The organism is Lysobacter sp. Root667 (assembly GCF_001427715.1).
Lineage (GTDB): Bacteria > Pseudomonadota > Gammaproteobacteria > Xanthomonadales > Xanthomonadaceae > Lysobacter.
Genome location: NZ_LMHF01000016.1, coordinates 162,864 through 179,823 on the forward strand (window position 1 = coordinate 162,864; position 16,960 = coordinate 179,823).

Consider the following 16,960-nt stretch of genomic DNA (forward strand, 5'->3'; position numbering starts at 1 on the left):
ATGAGCGCCGAACTGCCGACCGATGTGCCGATCCAGCTGTTCCGCGACGCCGCGGCCTGGGAGGCCTGGCTGATCGCGCACGCCGATGCGCCCGGGCTGTGGCTGAAGATCGCCAAGAAGGACCAGGGCGTGGTCTCGGTGAGCTATGCCGAGGCGCTGGACGTGGCCCTGTGCCACGGTTGGATCGACGGCCTCAAGCGCAGCTGCGACACGCAGCACTTTCTGCAGCGCTTCACCCCGCGGCGGTCGCGCAGCGTCTGGTCCAAGATCAATATCGGCAAGGTCGAGGCCCTGATCGCGGCCGGCCGCATGCGTCCGGGCGGTTTGCGCGAGGTCGAGGCGGCCCAGGCCGACGGACGCTGGCAGGCCGCCTACGATTCGGCGCGCAACATCGAAGTGCCCGACGACCTGGCCGCGGCGTTCAAGAAGAACGCCAAGGCGCGCAAATTCTTCGAGCAGATCGACCGCGCCAATCGCTACGCGGTGCTGTGGCGGATCCAGACCGCGAAGAAGCCCGAGACCCGCGCGGCCCGGATCGAGAAGCTGGTGGCGATGCTGGAACGCGGCGAGAAGATCCACGGCTGAACCGTCGCCGACGCCGCATCGGAATTTACGCCGCGGTTACGCCGCGCCGCGCGCGCGGCATGGAGGCTTTACGTCGGCCGCGCCTACAGTGCCGCATGCGCGCCGCCCCGAGCGCGCAGCGAGCAAGAACGTGTCCATCGTGATTCTGCGTGGTCCCGAAGCCCACTACGCCCAAGCCGCACGCGTGCCCGACGCGGTGCGCGCGCGCCTGGCCGAATGCGCGGCCGACGCCGGCAAGACAATCGCTCTGCGCAGCTGCCGCAGCGAAGCCGAGCTGGTCGACGGCCTGTGCGGCCTGCGCGCCAGCGGCGTGGAGCTGCTGTTGTTCGACCCCGGCGCCTGCGCTCCGGCCAGCGAACGCCTGCGTCGCGCCCTGAACGCGCTCGACACGCCCTACATCGAAGTCCACGACGACGACATGGACGCGCCGGAGCCCTCGCTGGCGCCGCGCGACGGCGCCTGCCTGGCGCAGGTGCACGGCTACGCCGCGCAGAGCTACACCCTGGCGCTGGCGATCGCACTGGAACATCTGGGCTGCGCCGAGTGCGGGCACGGCGTGCACGTGGGTACCTGAGCCGAGAGCTTATGACCCGGGCGCCAAACATGAGCGCGCATTACTACTACTTCGCCGACTACGAGATCCTGGTTGGCGGCCGCTACGTCGTGTGGGGCCAGAGCACGCTGGACTACGCGCCGGCCGGCGCCTTCGATCCGGCCCAGGTGCTGGAGCGCCTCCGCCGCCAGGCGGCGGAGGCGCACGGTGTGGATTGCGCGGAGGTGCGGGTGCGCAGCGTCAGTCGCCTATAGTGTTCGCCTGGCCTGGGGTAGGAGCGGCGTAAGCCGCGGCCTCTCAGCGTCTAGGCATCAGCTGTCGCACCGACGCATGTAGCCCGTTGCGGGCAACTTGCTTGGTCGGCGCGGCTGCTCGCGCCGACGGTCGCGGCTTACACCGCTCCTACCCCAAAGCTAAGGTGCGTCAGCGTCAGCGTCTGCGTCTGTAGGAGCGGCGTGAGCCGCGATTGACGCCTCAAACTTCTGCTCGGGCCGCCTACGACGACCGCAACTCCAGGTGTCGCGTCAAACCTCGACCTGATCGAACGCGGTCGCGCGCGCATGCCCGTGCGCGGCCTCGCCTACGCGCGGCTGCGGGTAGTCGTCCAGACGATCGATCAGCACCGTGGCCAGGCCGGCCTCGCGCGCGGCGTCGGATTCTTCGACCACGTCGGACAGGAACAGGATCTCGCCCGGAGGAAGGCCGATCTCCTCGGCGATACGGGCGTAGCTGGCGGCCTCGCGCTTGCCGCCGATCTCGGTGTCGAACCAGCCCGAGATCAGCCCGGTCAGGTCGCCGTCGTCGCTGTGGCCGAAGAACAGCCGCTGCGCCGGCACGCTGCCGGAGGAATACACGTACAGCGGCAGTCCGGCCGCGTGCCAGGCGCGCAGCGCGGCGGCGGCGTCGGGGTAGATGTGCGCGGTGAAGTCGGCGCCCTTGTAGCCGTCGGCCCAGACCATGCCCTGCAGCGCCTTGAGCGCGGTGTGCTTGCGGTCCTCGTCGATCCAGCCCTGCAGCACCTCGACGATCATCGCGTCCTCGCAGACGCCGCCGTTCTCGGTCGCGACCGCGTCCAGCCATTTGCGCACCGCCGGCTCGCGCCCGCGCGCGGCGACGAAACCGGGCAGGGCGCGGCGCGCGTACGGGAACAGCACGTCCTTCACGAACGAGATGCTGCTGGTGGTGCCTTCGATGTCGGTGAGGATGGCGCGGATGGGCATGGCGGGAAATCGCGTAGGGATGGCGGATTGTCGCCCGTGGGGCGCGCGCTAGGCAAAAAAAGCCGCCGTAGGCGCCGCTGGGCCCGGCAATGCGAGCGCGTACCGTGCAGGGTCGGGTGGCGGCGGAGCCGGATGCGCCGCTGCCGGCCGCCGAGGCGGGCGTGCGCCGAAGCAGGCGTGGATAGGGCGGCCGCTCTCGCAGCGAAGGCGAGAGCGCGGCAGGCGCGGCGAAACCCGCGCCGGGATCGGATTGCGAAGCCGATATGCGGCGACTGGCTGCCGGCGGGACTCAGGCCTCCGCCGGCACGCTGTCGCTGCGGTAGATCGGGTACATGTTGAAGCGCGCATCCCATGAGGCGTGCAATCTCTGGAAGAACTCGCGCCGTGCGTCGGGGCTGGCGGCGAAGGCCGTGTCCTCCTTCAGGCGGCGCCGGAATTCGGCCGCCAGCACGGCGTCTTCGTCCAGCATCCGCAGCGCGAAGATCTCGGTCACATAGGCCTCGACGTATTCCTTGGGCTCGAAGTGAGCGTTGAAGCCGCCCCAGGCCGCGTACGAGTCCGGCGCCTGCGGCTCCAGCAGCGCCATCAGCAGGCGCGCACGGGTTTGCGCGATCGGTACGAACAAGGTGCCGGCCGGCAGCGGTTGCGGTTCCGGCCGCCAGGCGCCCTGCAAGCTCAGTCGCATGCGCCCTTCGAACGGCGTCGGGGAGAAACGGGCGCGCGTCGCCCGGAACGCTTCGACCTCCAGCGTTCCGGCGTCCCTATCCAGGCGCCGCGAACTCAGTCCGTGCAGCGCGAGCTTGCGTTCGATGGCCTGCGCGTAGGCGGGCGGCACCAGGTAGCCGCCGCGCGGCGCCCGCACGACCAGGGAGGGAGCGACGTTGCGGCGGAACGGCACGCGCCAGATCTGCGGCGTGCGCGGATCGTAGACGGTGACGGGTTCGCCGGAAATCGGCGAGGGATCGCGGGTGTAGGCGTAACCGCGAAACTCGATGGTCTCGACGGTTTCGATGGTCCCGAGCGACGCATCGCCCTGCATGGCCTCCGGCGCCGCGTCCTCGGCGTCCGCCGTCGGCTCGCGCCAGCCGGCTGCGTAGTCGAGCACCACGTTCTCGCCGCCGAGCGGGGTCGCGTCGGCGCGCAGCGCTGCCTCGCGCCATTGCGCACCGTGCTCGGCGGTCAGTTCGGCCAGACCGACGATGGTATTGCGCGTGACCCGGACGCGGGTCGCGTAGTCCTTCCACGAATGGGTTTCCACCAGCACCGTGTAGCGGTTGCGCGCCGGGAAGTAGCCGGTCGAGAAGCGCGGCGAGTAGACGGTGAGCTGGAAGCCGGAGGCCGGGTCGTCCGCCACCGCCAGATCGGGATAGAACGGCAGCGCCAGCGAACCTTGCGCGACCAGCCTTTCGATCAGCGCATCGCGCAGCTGCATGCCGCTGGCGTACAGCTGCGGGTCGCCCTGGTGGATCGGCTCGACCTGGATCGACACGTCCGGCTCGAAATCGGCGCCGTTGGTCACGTGCATGTCGGCGCAGACCAGCGGATCCCAGTCGCACAGCAGTTGCAGCATGGCCTGCATTTCCGGCGCATCGGCCTTGGTGTAGTCGCGGTTGAGATTGAGGTTGTGCGCGGTGGCGCGCCAGCCGGTCTCCTCCGGTCCGCTCTGATTCGGCCGGTTCCAACGTCCGACGCGTTCGTGGCCGTCGGCGTTGAACGCGGGCACGAACAGCAGCGCGATGCGCTCCAGCACGTCCGCCGCCGGCGCATGCATGGCGATCTTGCCCGGATGGCTGGGTTCGGTCATCGGTTCGCCGCCCAGCAACTCGCGCAGGGCGGCGAAGCCGGCGTCCTTGCCGTCGCTCTCGCCGGGATGGATGCCGGCCTGGATCATCAGCAAGGGGATGCCGCGTTCGCGCAGCGCCGTGGCGGTCAGCGCGCCGCTGCGCGAGACCAGCAACGCGCGCAAGGGGCGGCCCTCGCCCGAGTAGCCGTAGACGAAGCTGCGCACCGCCTCGGGCCAGCGTTCGGCGTAGCCTGCGCACAGGGCTTCGACTTCCTCCAGGCGACCGGTTCGGTGGAAGTCCGATTGTTCGGCGATGGTATGCAGAGTCATGGCGTTGCTCGGATCGAAGGTCGTTGGCGGCTCGGCGACCCGAACCGCGACAGATCGAAGGATTTCAGGTCCTGGCGCGGCGTGCGTGCGGCGACCAGGTCGGCGATCAAGTCCGCCGTCGCCGGCGCCAGGGTCAGGCCCAGGTGCTGGTGGCCGACGGCGTAGTACAGCGGGGCGGCCCCCGGTGCGCGGCCGATGCCGGGCAGGTAGTCGGGCAGCACCGGTCGCGGCCCGCGCCAACTCGGGCCATCGGCCGCGCAGCGATAACCCAGCGCGGCGAGCTGGCTGCGCAAGCGCGCGGGCTTGCGCGGATCCGGCGCGCCGTCCAATCCGCCGAACTCCATGTAGCCGGAGGCGCGCAGGCGTCCGCGCATCGGCGTCACCAGGATTTTCTGATCCGCGTACAGCGCCGGCGCGTCGACATAGGCCGCTTCGTCGGGCAGTTCGACGTGGTAGCCGTAGGCGGCTTCCAGCGGCGCGTGCAGGCCGAACGGCGCCAGCAGCGGCGCCGACCAGGCGCCTGCGCAGACGACGGCCGCGGGCACGCTGAAGCGTTCGTCTGCGGTGGTGATCGCGATGCGCTCGCCTTCGGGTTCGAGCGAGCGCACCGTGAGCTGCCGCAGCTGCGCGCCGCGCGCCGCGGCCGCATGCGCGAGCGCCTGGCATACGGCTTGCGGATCGAGCATATGCCCACTCTCGGGAAACCAGAGGCCGGCGGCATGCTGCGCGCCGGCCGCCGTACGCACGTTCGCCAGCACGTCCGGCGCCACCGGCGCGGTCGGAATGCCCAGCGCCTGCATGTGCCGCGCCTCGGCCGTGGCCTGGGCCGCGCCCTTCGCGCTCAGCCAGAATTGGTAGTGGCCGTTGCGTCGCAGCAGATCCTCGCGACCAATTTCCGCAAGCAGCTGCGCATAGGCCGCGCCGGCCGGTCGCACCAGCGGCGCCAGATGCTGGGTGTGGGCGCGGCGCCGGAACGCGGCCATCGCGAAACGCCGCGCCCATGGCGCGAACGCGCCCAGCCGCCGCACCGGCACGTCCAACGGCCCGCCCAGCGCGTACAGCTCGCGCCAGAAGCCGAACAACAGCCCGGGCGAGGGCAGGGGTTCGACCAGTTCCGTGGCCAGGTGCCCGACATTGCCGTAGGACGCGCCGGCCTCGCCGGGCGCGGCCCGGTCGATCAGCAGCACTGGTCGGCCCTCGCGCGCCAGCGCATACGCGACGGCGCAACCGATGACGCCGGCGCCGATCACTGCGATGGGGCCGTCGTGACTGTCCGAGGTGCTCATGCGCAGCGCCACGGGCAGCGAAGAGGCGATGGTGCGCGTTGCATCGACGTCGCGCCCGCCGTGGGCGATGGGTGGATCAAGGGCGGTCCTGGGCATCGGATTCGAGCCACCATCCTAGGCACCGCGGCCGCTCGCCGACTACGCAAAAATCCGCATCCCTGGCGCGGAAGCGGGCCAATCCAGGCCAGCGCCCTGCACCGAAGATGCGTGAATGGGGGTTTGGGAGGATGCGATGGCAACAGCTGCACAGGCCATAGCCGGATTCGCGGGCTGCGCGCCATGAGCGTCGGGCCCCTGGTCCTGCTGTCGGCGCTCGCGGCCCTGGCCTTGGCCTACGCTGCGCGCTGGTGGACGATCGAGCGCCGCCGAAGCGCCGCGACCGGCGCATCGCCGCGCCCCAGCCTCGGCGATTGGTTGACGGGTTTCGCGGCCAACTTCTTCGACACCCTCGGCATCGGCTCGTTCGCCACCACCACCGCGATCTTCAAGCTGCGCGGCCGGGTCGCCGACGAGGACATTCCCGGCACCTTGAACGCAGGCCACGCGCTGCCCACGGTCGCGCAGGCGCTGATCTTCATCGCGGTGGTGACGGTGGATTTCGTCACCTTGGCCAGCATGATCGCGGCCGCGGTCGCGGGCGCCTGGATCGGCGTGGGCGTGGTGACGCGGTTGCCGCGGCGCGCGATCCAGATCGGCATGGGCGTGGCCTTGCTGGCCGCGGCGGCATTGTTCCTGGCGACCAACCTGGAGTGGCTGCCCGGCGGCGGCGATGCGCAGGGCCTGCAGGGGGCGACGCTGGCGTTCGCGGTCGCGGCGAGTTTCATGCTGGGCGCGTTGATGATGCTCGGGATCGGGCTGTACGCGCCCTGCCTGATCCTGGTGAGCCTGCTCGGCATGAGTCCGCTGGCGGCGTTCCCGATCATGATGGGCGCCTGCGCTTTCCTGATGCCGGTAGGCGGCGGCGCCTTCGTTCGCGCCGGACGCTACGATCTGCGTGCGGCGCTGGGCCTGACCCTGGGCGGCATTCCGGGCGTGTTGATCGCCGCGTTCGTGGTCAAATCGCTGCCGGTGATCTGGCTGCGCTGGCTGGTGCTGGTGGTGGTGCTGATCGCCGCGGTGCAGATGCTCATGTCGGCTCGGCGGAGCCGAGCGGGTGCAGCTTCCGATAGTTCCGCGGAGTGATGCCCACGGTCGCCTTGAACTGACGTGCGAACGCGCTCTGGTCGGTGAAGCCGCAGGCATGGCCGATGGCGGCGATGGTGTCGGGCCCGCGCAGGCGCTGCATCGCGGCCTCGATGCGCAAGCGGGTGAGCCACTGCTGCGGACTGAGCTGGAACACGCGGCGGAACTGCCGCTCCAATTGCGACAGGGACAATCCGGCCAGATCGGCCAGGGCCTGCATCCGCACCGGTTCGTCGAAATGGCTTTCCAGATGGTCGAGCACGTTGCGCAGGCGATCGTAGCCCGGATGGCGGCCGTCGGGCTGGGCGAGATCGCGCGAAATTCCGATCAGGCCCACGACCCGCTCGCCGCTGATCAGCGGACGCTTGCTGGTCAGGCACCAACCGGCCACGCGGTTCGGGAAGATGTGCATCTCGAGCTGGTCGTGAATGCGCTGCCCGGCCAGCACGCGACGGTCCTGCGCGGCGTAACGGCTGCCGAGCTTGGGCGGAAACACTTCGTCCACGCTGCGGCCGACGACGTCCGCGCGCTTGGCCAATCCCAGCCGCCGCACCAAGGTGAGATTGGCATGGGTGTAGCGTCCGGAATGGTCCTTGACGAAGAAAACGATGTCCGGCACTGCGTCGAGCAGGGCCTGCAATTCGTCGGCGTCGATCAAGGTGGGCGGGCTGTCGTGCATGGACCGATTATGCTGATTTCCGCATCGGTCGGCTGGGATGCCGGCTAGACCCGGCGGTCCCGCGCGACGGACGATGAGCGCCATGCAGACCATAGCCTTCATCGACTCCCATACCGGCGGCGAACCGACCCGGGTGGTGCTTTCCGGCGCGCCCGACCTGGGCGACGGCACCCTGGCCGAACGTCGCGCGCTGTTCGGCAGCGCCCACGACCATTGGCGTCGCGCGGTGGCCTGCGAGCCGCGCGGATCCGACACCATGGTCGGCGCATTGCTGCTGCCGCCGGTGGAAACCGGCTCGGTGGCTTCGGTGATCTTCTTCAACAACGTCGGCTGCCTGGGCATGTGCGGTCACGGCACCATCGGCCTGGTGCGGACGCTGGCGCACCTGGGCCGGATCGGGCCAGGACGGCATGCGATCGACACGCCCGTGGGCACCGTGGTCGCGGAACTGCACGAAGACGGTCGCGTGTCGATCGACAACGTCGAGAGCTACCGCCTTGCCCAGGACGTCGTGGTCGAGGTGCCGGAGTTCGGCCGCGTGCGCGGCGATGTGGCCTGGGGCGGCAATTGGTTCTTCATCAGCAAGGACAGCCCGCTCCCGCTGGATCTGCCGCATTGGCGCGAGCTGACCCGCTACACCGAAGCGATCCGCAAGGCGCTGATCGCGGCCGACGTGCGCGGCGCGGACGGCGCCGAAATCGACCATATCGAACTCAACGGCCCGGCGCTGAGCGCCGACGTCGCGCTGCGCAATTTCGTGCTGTGTCCGGGCCTGGCCTACGACCGCTCTCCTTGCGGCACCGGCTTCTCCGCCAAGCTCGCCTGCATGGCCGCCGACGGTGCGTTGGCACCGGACGCCGTAATCCGCATCGAGAGCGTGCTCGGCAGCGTGTTCGAAGGCAGCTATACGCTGGCCGAAAACGGGCGCGCCAACGGCGGCGCCGATCAGATGGGCGCAGGCCAGCGCCTGATCGAGCGCATCCGCCCACGCATCAGCGGCCGCGCGCACCTGATGGGCGAAGGCCGGCTGCTGATCGAGGACGACGATCCCTTCGCCTGGGGCATCCAGGCCTGACGTTTCTGCTTCACCGGTTTTCCATTCCCATCGCAACGGACCTAGATCGCATGAGCAACGCTACTTTCTGGCGCGGCGTCGTACCCGCCATCACCACGCCCTTCACCGCCAGCGGCGAAGTCGATCACGCCTTCCTGGCCTCGCACGCCCGCCGCCTGATCGACGCCGGCTGCACCGGCATCGTGCCGCTGGGTTCGCTGGGCGAAGGCGCCACGCTCGCGTACGACGAGAAGCTCGCGATCATCCAGACCCTGGTGGAAGCGCTCGGCGATCGCGCGCCGGTGATTCCCGGCATCGCCGCGCTGTCCACCGCCGAGGCCGTGCGCCTGGCCCAGGATGCGCAGCGGCTCGGCTGCGGCGGCCTGATGGCGCTGCCGCCTTACGTGTACTCCACGGACTGGCGCGAGATGGGCGCGCACATGCGCGCGATCATCGAGGCCACCCAGCTGCCCGTGCTGCTGTACAACAATCCGGTCGCCTACAAGACCGACTTCACGCCGGAACACATCGCCGAGCTGGCCGCGGCCTATCCGCAGCTGCAGGCGGTGAAGGAGTCGTCCTGCGACATCCGCCGCTTCGCCGCGATCCAGGCCCTGGTCGGCGATCGCCTGGAGCTGATGGTGGGCATGGACGACGCGATCGTCGAAGGCGTGTCGATGGGCGCGGTGGGCTGGATCGCGGGTGTGGTCAACGCCTTCCCCGAGGAATCGGTGCGCGTGTTCGAACTCGCGCGCGACAGCGGCTCCAAGGCGGCGCTGGAACTGTATGCCTGGCTGTTGCCGCTGCTGCGCATGGATACCGTCCCCAAGTTCGTGCAGCTGATCAAGCTGATGCAGCAGCGCGTGGACATGGGCAACGAACGCGTGCGCGCACCGCGGCTGGTGGTCGAGGGCACCGAGCGCGACGCGGCGTTGAAGGTGATCGATGCGGCCATCGCCTCGCGGCCGAAGCTTTGATTCCGGTCGCGTCGGGATTCAGCATGCGCGCAACAGGCCCGTCGTCGCGCGAGCGGCGCTGCGCGATCCAGGTGAGGTGAGGAATGGAACAGATCCTGATAGCGGGCAAGTGGCAGGCCAGTCTGGAGAGCACCGGCAGTTTCCGCGCGCACGATCCGACCACGGGCGATGCGATCGGGCCGGAGTTTCCGCGCTCGGGCCGCCAGGACCTCGATCTTGCGGTCTCGGCCGCCGCTGCCGTCGCCGCTGCGCTGGCGGCGGCACCGGTCGAACGCATCGCCGATTTCCTCGAGCGCTACGCGGCCGGCATCGAGGCGGCTGCGGAGCAGTTGGTGGCCACCGCGCATGCGGAAACCGCGCTGCCGGCCACGCCGCGCCTGGCCGCGGTGGAACTGCCGCGCACCACCGGACAACTGCGCCAGGCCGCGCAGGCGGTGCGCAGCCATGCCTGGACTCATCCGGTCATCGACACCCAGGCCGGCCTGCGCGCGCACTACGCGCCGCTGCGCAAGCCGGTGCTGGTGTTCGGGCCGAACAATTTCCCGTTCGCGTTCAACGCCGTCGCGGGCAGCGATTTCGCCTCCGCCATCGCCGCACGCAATCCGGTGATCGCCAAGGCGCATCCCGCGCATCCGGCCACCAGCCAGTGTCTGGCGCGTATCGCGCACAAAGCCTTGCTCGAAGCCGGCCTGCCCGGCGCCGCGGTGCAGTTGCTCTACGACTTCGACAGCTCGCTCGGCTTGGCCCTGGCCGGCGACAGCCGCATCGGCGCGATCGGCTTCACCGGCAGCCGGGGCGGCGGCATGGCCTTGAAGGCCGCCGCCGACGCTGCCGGCATCCCGATCTATGCGGAGATGTCGAGCGTGAACCCGGTGTTCGTGCTGCCCGGCGCCGTCGCGGAGCGCGGGCCGGCGTTGGCGCAGGAGTTCTTCGCGTCCTGCACCCTGGGCAGCGGCCAGTTCTGCACCAATCCCGGCGTGGTGGTGGTGCCGACGGGTGATGCGGGCGACGCGTTCGTCGCGGCGGCCAGCGCGCATTTCGCCGCGGCCTCGCCGATGGTGCTGTTTTCCAGCAGCGGGCAGCGGCATCTGGCGGATTCGGTCGAGGCCTTGCGCGGCGCCGGCGCGCAGGTGCTGGCGGGCACGGCCGCTGCGTCCGGTCCGGGTTACCGCTACGCGCCGAGCCTGCTCGGCGTGGATGCGTCGACCTTCATGCGCAACGCCCAGGCGCTGCAGAGCGAGGCCTTCGGACCCGTGGCCTTGCTGGTGCGTGCCGATGGCGACGACGCGATGGTCGCGGTGGCCGCAGTATTCGAAGGCAACCTCACCGGTACCCTGCATGCTGCGCAGGACGGTAGCGACGATGGCTTGTGGTCGCGGATCGCGCAGGTGCTGCGTCCGCGCGTGGGGCGCTTGATCGCCGACAAGTGGCCCACCGGCGTGGCGGTCAGCGCGGCGATGCAGCACGGCGGTCCCTATCCGAGCACCGGCCACGCCGGTTTCACCTCGGTGGGCATGCCTGCTTCGATCCGGCGTTTCGCCGCGCTGCAGTGCTACGACCAGGTCCGCGACGACCGTCTGCCGCCGGAATTGCGCGACGCCAATCCGGGCGGCGTGTGGCGGCAGATCGACGGGACGTGGACGCAGGCCTGCTCAGGCCTGCGTCGGTAAGCGGCGGGGCGCGATCGGATCGCGCCCGCGGGTCGGCTCAGGCCGCCTGGCCCTTCTCGTAGCGCGGAAAGCGCTGGGCGATATCGGTGCCGGTGAAATGGCCGACCCAGCCGTCCGGCTCGGTGAAGAAGCGGATCGCGACGAAGCTGGGCTCCGGGCCCATGTCGAACCAGTGCAGGGTGCTGTCCGGCACCGAGATCAGGTCGCCTTGCTCGCACTTGATCTCGTACACGCCGGCGTCGACGTGCAGGGTGAACAGGCCGGAGCCGGCGACGAAGAACCGGACCTCGTCTTCCTTGTGGTAGTGCTCGTCGAGGAACTTGTGGCGCATGGTCTCGCGCTGCGGGTTGTCCGGCGCGATGCTGACCACGTCGACGGTCTTGAACCCGCGCTCGGCGACGATGCGGTCGATGTCGGCGCGGTAGGCGTCCATGATCGTTTCCGGCGCGTCGCCGGGCACGACCGGCCGGTTGGCCTGCCATTGCTCGAAACCGACGCCGATGCGGCTCAGTTCGCGCGCGATCTCGGCGCGGTCGGCAGTGCTGACGCGCGGGGTGCCGGCGTCGTCTTCGTCGAATATGCGCAGACGGCTCATCGCTGCAGTCTCCTCAGTTCCAGTTCGCATCCGAGCAGGAACTCGAACGCCTCCAGGTGGCGCCTCGCCTCGGGCATGTCGCGGCCCCAGGCGTACAAGCCGTGGCCGTCGATCAGATAGCCCCACATGTCCTGACGGTCGAGCAGGGCGTCGACCTGGGCGGCGAGGGTGTGCATGTCCTGCGTGTTCGGCAGCACCGGCAGCTCCACGACCATTTCGTGGGTGGTGTTGCCGGAAAAGGCTTTCAACAGTTCGTAGCCTTCCAGGTGCACGTGGCCCATGCCGGCGTACAGGCGCGAGGCCACGGTCTGGGTCTGCGAATGGGTGTGCAGGACGCAGCCGATCTCGGGGAAGCGCTTGTACAGCTGGGTATGCAGCAGGGTCTCGGCCGAGGGCCGGTGGCTGGTCGCGACCGGCTCGCCCTCCAGGTCCACGACCATGATGTCGGACTCGGTCAGGCGGCCCTTGTCGCGGCCGGAGACGGTGATCGCCGCATGGCGTTCGTCGATCCGGCGCGAGAAGTTGCTGCTGGTGGCGGGCGTCCAGCCGCGCGCGGCCAGCTCGCGGACGTTGACGATGATCTCGCCGGCGCAGTGGGCCAGGCGTTGCGGGTCGTAGGGCAGGGCGGCGCTCATGGCGCCAGTTTACAAACTCTGCGCGCCGACGGCGTGTCCGCGGGCGGCGATGCGGCGTTCCGGCGGTCGGCGGGCCGCTGGGGGCGGCCCGCCGGGGATCGCGCTACGCGGGCCGGCGGCCCGCCCGGGCTCAGCGCCCCGACGCCGCGCGCAGGCGGCTGTGGCGGATGCCGTACAGGAAGTAGATCGCGAAACCGATCGCGGTCCAGACCACCATCAGGAACCAGTTGTGCGCGGTCATGGTCGACAGCAGCGCCAGGCAGCTGAAGATGCCGGCCAGGCAGATCAGCCAGGCGAACGGGATCTTGAACGGCCGCGGCAGGTCGGGCTGGGTGCGGCGCAGGATCAGCACGCCGGCGCAGACCGCGGCGAAGGCGATCAGGGTGCCCATCGAGGTCAGCTCGCCCAGCACGTCCAGCGGGAACAGCGCCGCCAGCAGGGCGATGCCGATGCCGGTGATGACGGTGTTGATGTGCGGGGTGCGGTAGACCGGGTGGATCTTGGTGAACACCGGCGGCAGCAGGCCGTCGCGGCCCATGATCATGAAGATGCGCGGCTGGCCGATGATCATCACCAGCACCACCGAGGACAGGCCGATCAGGGCGCCGATCTCGACCACCACACGCAGCCAGCCCAGTTGCGGATGCGCCGCGACCGCGGTCACCACCGGCTCGTCGGTGCCCAGCTGGGTGTAGGGCACCAGGCCGGTCATGATCGCGGCCATGGCGATGTAGAGCACGGTGCAGATCGCCAGCGACAGCAGCATGCCGATCGGCAGGTCGCGCTGCGGCTTGTGCGATTCCTGCGCCGCCACCGACACCGCCTCGAAGCCGATGTAGGCGAAGAACACCAGCGCCGCGCCGCGCAGCACGCCTTCGAAGCCGTACTTGCCCGGGCCCTGGTTCTCGGGGATGAAGGGCTGCCAGTTGGCCGGATCGACGTACTTCCATCCCGCGAAGATCACCAGCACGATCAGGCCGGTCTTGAGCGCCACCATCGCCATGTTCATCGCCGACGACTTGCGGATGCCGACGTAGCACAGCCAGGTCAGCAGCAGCACGATCGCGGCCGCGGGCAGGTTGGCGATCGCGCCGGTCGGGCGCAGCTGCGCGTCCAGCGGCGCGCTGACCAGGGCCTGCGGCAGGTGTATGCCGAAATGGTCGAGCAGGCTGAGGAAGTAGCCGGTCCAGCTGACCGCCACCGCCGAGGCCGAGACGCCGTATTCCAGGACCAGCATCCAGCCGATGAACCAGGCCGCCAGTTCGCCCAGGGTGGCGTAGGTGTAGGAGTAGGCGCTGCCGGACACCGGCACCATCGCCGCGAACTCGGCGTAGGCCAGGGCGCAGAAGGTGCAGCAGATCGCCGCCAGCACGAACGACAGCATGATCGCCGGGCCGGCGTGGTCGGCCGCGGCCTGGCCGGTGATCACGAAGATGCCGCCGCCGATCACCGCGCCGATGCCCAGCGCGGTCAGGCCCCAGGGGCCGAGCGTGCGGTGCAGGCTCAGGCCTTCGGCATCGGCGTGCGCGGCGTGCGGATGTTTGGTTGCCCAGAGTTGTTTCATCGGTTCTTCCTGGCGCCGGGCCGTGGCCGGTCCGGTGCGATCGAGCAGGCCCGCGCGGGGCCGGAAACGGTCAAGGCCGGCGGGAGCACTGGTTAGGAGCCCCCGCCGGCCTTGCGAATCGCACCAGGTCAGGCCGCCTTGCGCAGCTTGCTGTTGCGGTAGCCGTAGATCATGTAGATCACCATGCCGATCGCGGTCCAGCCGACCATCAGGCGCCAATGCTCGGAGAAGGCCTGCCAGAACAGGAACAGGCAGGCGAGCGCGCCCAGCGGGCAGACGATGATCGCCAGCGGCACCTTGAACGGGCGCTGCAGGTCCGGACGGGTGTAGCGCAGCACGAGCACGCCGACGCAGACCGTGGCGAAGGCCAGCAGGGTGCCCATCGAGACCAGCTCGCCGAGCACGTCGATCGGGAACAGGCCGGCGAGGGTGCAGGCGAAGATGCCGACGATGATGGTGCCGACGTACGGGGTCTGGTGCTTCGGGTGGACCTTGGCGAACATCTTCGGGATCAGGCCGTCCTGCGACATCGTGAAGAAGATGCGCGGCTGGCCCATCAGCATCACCAGGATCACCGAGGACAGGCCGGCGAGCGCGCCGATCACCACGATGAAGCGCAGCCAGTTCAAGGCCGGGTAGTTGCTGAGCGCGGTCGCGACCGGTTCCGGGGTGTTGAGGGTGCGGAAGTCGGCGATGCCGGTCAGGGTCAGCGACACCAGGATGTACAGGATGGTGCAGATGAACAGCGAACCCAGGATGCCGATCGGCATGTCGCGCTGCGGGTTCTTGGCCTCGCCGGCGGCGGTGGAGACCGCGTCGAAACCGATGTAGGAGAAGAACACGATCGCCGAGGCGCGCGCGATGCCTTCCCAGCCGAACTTGCCGGGGCCCTCGTTTTCGGGGATGAACGGGGTCCAGTTGTCGGCGCTGATGTACTTCACCGCGAAGGCCAGGAACAGCAGGATCACCACCAGCTTGATGGTCACGATGATCGAGTTGACGAAGGCCGACTGGGTCACGCCGACGTAGCATAGGCCGCTGAGCGCGGCGACGATGCAGACCGCGGGCAGGTTGATGAAGGTGCCGGTGGCCTGGATGCTGCCGTTGACGAAGGTGTACGGCGCCGAGGCCAGGGCCTTGGGCAAGGCGAGGTCGGTGCCTGTCCATCCGCCTACCAGTTGCAATAGCTCGCTGAAGTAGCCGGACCAGCCGACCGATACCGTCGAGGCCGCGAACAGGTACTCCAGGACCAGGTTCCAGCCGATGAACCAGGCCACGAACTCGCCCAGGGTGGCGTAGGAATAAGAGTAGGCGCTGCCCGAGACCGGCAGCATCGCCGCGAACTCGGCGTAGCACAGGCCGGCCAGGGCGCAGGCGAAGCCGGCGAGGATGAAGCTGATGACCACCGCCGGGCCGGCGTGTTGCGCCGCGGCCTGGCCGGTGAGGACGAAGATACCGGCACCGATCACACCGCCGATGCCCAGCATCACCAAGTGCTTGGAAGTCAGTGCGCGTTTCAGCGAGGCTTCGCCCTGAAGACTGCCGTGGGTTTCCCCGGCGTCTACGTGCGGCGCGGCTTGCACCGGCTTGGTGATGAATAGGCCCTTAGACATCAGTATCCCCAGATGGTGAGAGGTCGGCCGCCCGTACAAACGGCACGACCGGCGTATGGCGCAACGGCGGGCCACCATAACCCAGCGGGGAAAGGAGCGGCAAGCGGGACAAAGTCATGGTCTTTCCCGGCATAATCCGCCTCCGAATCAAGCCGCAGTGCAGCATTTGGGATGCTTGTGAGACATTCAGACCCCGACGCCGAGCTGCGTTCCAATCTCGTCGACTATGCGCGGCTCTGGCCCGACGAGGCCGAACGCGTCCAGCCCTTCCTCGACCTGCTCGACGACGCCCAGGACCCGTTCCGGCGCGAACGCCTGGAAGGTCACTTCACCGGCGGTTGCTGGCTGGTCGACCGCGCCGGCGAGCGCGTGCTGCTGACCCATCACCGTAAGCTCGAACGCTGGCTGCAGTTGGGCGGCCACGCCGACGGCGACCGCGACCTGGCGCGGGTGACCCTGCGCGAGGCCGAAGAGGAATCCGGCCTGACCGACTTGAGCGTGGAGCCGCAGCCGTTCGACCTGGACCGGCACTGGATCCCCGAGCGCCGCGACGTGCCGGGGCATTGGCACTACGACGTGCGCTACGTGGTCCGCGCCAACGGCAGCGAGGACTATGTGGTCAGCGAGGAGTCGCTGGACCTGGCATGGCGGCGTATCGACGAGCTGCTGGACGACCCGCACAGCGACGAGTCGATGCGGCGCATGGCGAGGAAGTGGTTGGCTCGGAAGGGGTAAGACGCGGCATGCGCGAACTGCGGTTCGCGCGCCGGTCTCGATACAGATCGGCTCTGCTTTCTGCTTTCTGCTTTCTGCTTTTTGCTTTTTGCTTTCTGTGGGAGCGGCGTGAGCCGCGATCGCGAATTCCGTTTGCTGCGTTGGTTTCGTTCTTAAGCAACAGCTTCCGCCCGCCGCGCATGCGTGCCACTTTCTCTTGCCACCCGCCTTGGGGTAGGAGCGGCGTGAGCCGCGACCGCGAACTTCGCTTGCCGGCGATGGTTTCGCTTCCGATTTCCTTCTGCTTTCTGTGGGAGCGGCGTGAGCCGCGATCGCGAATTCCGTTTGCTGCGTTGGTTTCGTTCTTAAGCAACAGCTTCCGCCCGCTGCGCGTGCGGGTCACTTTCTCTTGCTAGCCCAAGAGAAAGTAACCAAAGAGAAGGGCTTGCCTACCCTCCCGTGCGAATTCGGAGCTGGCGCGGTGATTTTTCGAAGGAACATCCTGTTCCTCGAAAAACGG

General features: G+C 69.1%; 16 protein-coding genes. 8 read left to right on the forward strand and 8 right to left on the reverse strand.

Annotated features, from left to right (window positions below):
- The 3 genes from ASD78_RS19395 to ASD78_RS19405 all read left to right on the forward strand — a co-directional run bounded on the left by ASD78_RS19395 (window position 1) and on the right by ASD78_RS19405 (window position 1,392).
- Window positions 1-585: a YdeI/OmpD-associated family protein gene (locus tag ASD78_RS19395; protein ID WP_056104547.1), complete on the forward strand. Its 585-nt coding sequence runs from the start codon at window positions 1-3 to the stop codon at window positions 583-585.
- Between the two features lie 130 nt (window positions 586-715).
- Window positions 716-1,159, forward strand: a complete 444-nt coding sequence (locus ASD78_RS19400) for a type II 3-dehydroquinate dehydratase (RefSeq protein ID WP_055910663.1) — start codon at window positions 716-718, stop codon at window positions 1,157-1,159.
- Window positions 1,160-1,170: 11 nt separating this feature from the next.
- On the forward strand, window positions 1,171-1,392 hold the full coding sequence (locus tag ASD78_RS19405) for a hypothetical protein (RefSeq protein ID WP_156087899.1): 222 nt from the start codon (window positions 1,171-1,173) through the stop codon (window positions 1,390-1,392).
- A 270-nt stretch (window positions 1,393-1,662) separates the two neighbouring features.
- Here the strand turns inward: ASD78_RS19405 and mtnC are convergent, their stop codons facing one another.
- The 3 genes from mtnC to ASD78_RS19420 all read right to left on the reverse strand — a co-directional run bounded on the left by mtnC (window position 1,663) and on the right by ASD78_RS19420 (window position 5,853).
- Window positions 1,663-2,358, reverse strand: a complete 696-nt coding sequence (mtnC, locus tag ASD78_RS19410) for an acireductone synthase (RefSeq protein WP_056104550.1) — start codon at window positions 2,356-2,358, stop codon at window positions 1,663-1,665.
- Between the two features lie 289 nt (window positions 2,359-2,647).
- Window positions 2,648-4,471, reverse strand: a complete 1,824-nt coding sequence (locus tag ASD78_RS19415) for a M14 family zinc carboxypeptidase (protein ID WP_156087900.1) — start codon at window positions 4,469-4,471, stop codon at window positions 2,648-2,650.
- Window positions 4,468-5,853, reverse strand: a complete 1,386-nt coding sequence (locus ASD78_RS19420; protein WP_056104551.1) for an FAD-binding oxidoreductase — start codon at window positions 5,851-5,853, stop codon at window positions 4,468-4,470. Before ASD78_RS19420 ends, ASD78_RS19415 begins: the two co-directional genes overlap by 4 nt.
- Window positions 5,854-6,036: 183 nt before the next feature.
- Between ASD78_RS19420 and ASD78_RS19425 the strand changes: the two genes are divergently transcribed.
- The gene (locus tag ASD78_RS19425; RefSeq protein WP_056104554.1) at window positions 6,037-6,939 is read left to right on the forward strand and encodes a sulfite exporter TauE/SafE family protein; all 903 of its coding nucleotides are present in this window, start codon (window positions 6,037-6,039) and stop codon (window positions 6,937-6,939) included.
- Here ASD78_RS19425 and ASD78_RS19430 read toward each other — a convergent pair.
- On the reverse strand, window positions 6,884-7,618 hold the full coding sequence (locus ASD78_RS19430) for an AraC family transcriptional regulator (protein WP_056104557.1): 735 nt from the start codon (window positions 7,616-7,618) through the stop codon (window positions 6,884-6,886). The genes ASD78_RS19425 and ASD78_RS19430 overlap by 56 nt on opposite strands.
- Before the next feature lie 82 nt (window positions 7,619-7,700).
- On the opposite strand from ASD78_RS19430, the gene ASD78_RS19435 reads away from it, so the two are divergent.
- The 3 genes from ASD78_RS19435 (at window position 7,701) to ASD78_RS19445 (ending at window position 11,319) form a co-directional block, all read left to right on the forward strand.
- Window positions 7,701-8,693 (forward strand): proline racemase family protein, encoded by a 993-nt coding sequence (locus ASD78_RS19435; RefSeq protein ID WP_056104723.1) that lies wholly within the window; start codon window positions 7,701-7,703, stop codon window positions 8,691-8,693.
- A 50-nt stretch (window positions 8,694-8,743) separates the two neighbouring features.
- Window positions 8,744-9,649 carry a dihydrodipicolinate synthase family protein gene (locus tag ASD78_RS19440; protein WP_056104559.1) on the forward strand — a complete coding sequence of 302 codons (906 nt, stop codon included), beginning with the start codon at window positions 8,744-8,746 and terminating at the stop codon, window positions 9,647-9,649.
- Between the two features lie 83 nt (window positions 9,650-9,732).
- Complete coding sequence (locus ASD78_RS19445) at window positions 9,733-11,319, forward strand: aldehyde dehydrogenase family protein (protein ID WP_056104561.1); 1,587 nt, start codon at window positions 9,733-9,735, stop codon at window positions 11,317-11,319.
- 37 nt (window positions 11,320-11,356) lie between these two features.
- Here the strand turns inward: ASD78_RS19445 and ASD78_RS19450 are convergent, their stop codons facing one another.
- From ASD78_RS19450 to ASD78_RS19465, 4 genes are all read right to left on the reverse strand, one after another.
- The gene (locus ASD78_RS19450; protein WP_056104565.1) at window positions 11,357-11,914 is read right to left on the reverse strand and encodes an acireductone dioxygenase; all 558 of its coding nucleotides are present in this window, start codon (window positions 11,912-11,914) and stop codon (window positions 11,357-11,359) included.
- A complete protein-coding gene (locus ASD78_RS19455; protein WP_056104568.1) occupies window positions 11,911-12,549 on the reverse strand; it encodes a methylthioribulose 1-phosphate dehydratase in 639 nt (212 codons plus the stop codon). The genes ASD78_RS19450 and ASD78_RS19455 overlap by 4 nt, the downstream gene beginning before the upstream one ends.
- Before the next feature lie 130 nt (window positions 12,550-12,679).
- On the reverse strand, window positions 12,680-14,113 hold the full coding sequence (locus tag ASD78_RS19460; RefSeq protein ID WP_056104571.1) for an amino acid permease: 1,434 nt from the start codon (window positions 14,111-14,113) through the stop codon (window positions 12,680-12,682).
- Between the two features lie 128 nt (window positions 14,114-14,241).
- Window positions 14,242-15,726: an amino acid permease gene (locus ASD78_RS19465; protein WP_055910282.1), complete on the reverse strand. Its 1,485-nt coding sequence runs from the start codon at window positions 15,724-15,726 to the stop codon at window positions 14,242-14,244.
- Window positions 15,727-15,903: 177 nt separating this feature from the next.
- Between ASD78_RS19465 and ASD78_RS19470 the strand changes: the two genes are divergently transcribed.
- Window positions 15,904-16,461, forward strand: coding sequence for an NUDIX hydrolase (locus ASD78_RS19470; RefSeq protein ID WP_235566549.1), 558 nt, complete (start codon window positions 15,904-15,906; stop codon window positions 16,459-16,461).
- Window positions 16,462-16,960: the final 499 nt, after the last annotated feature.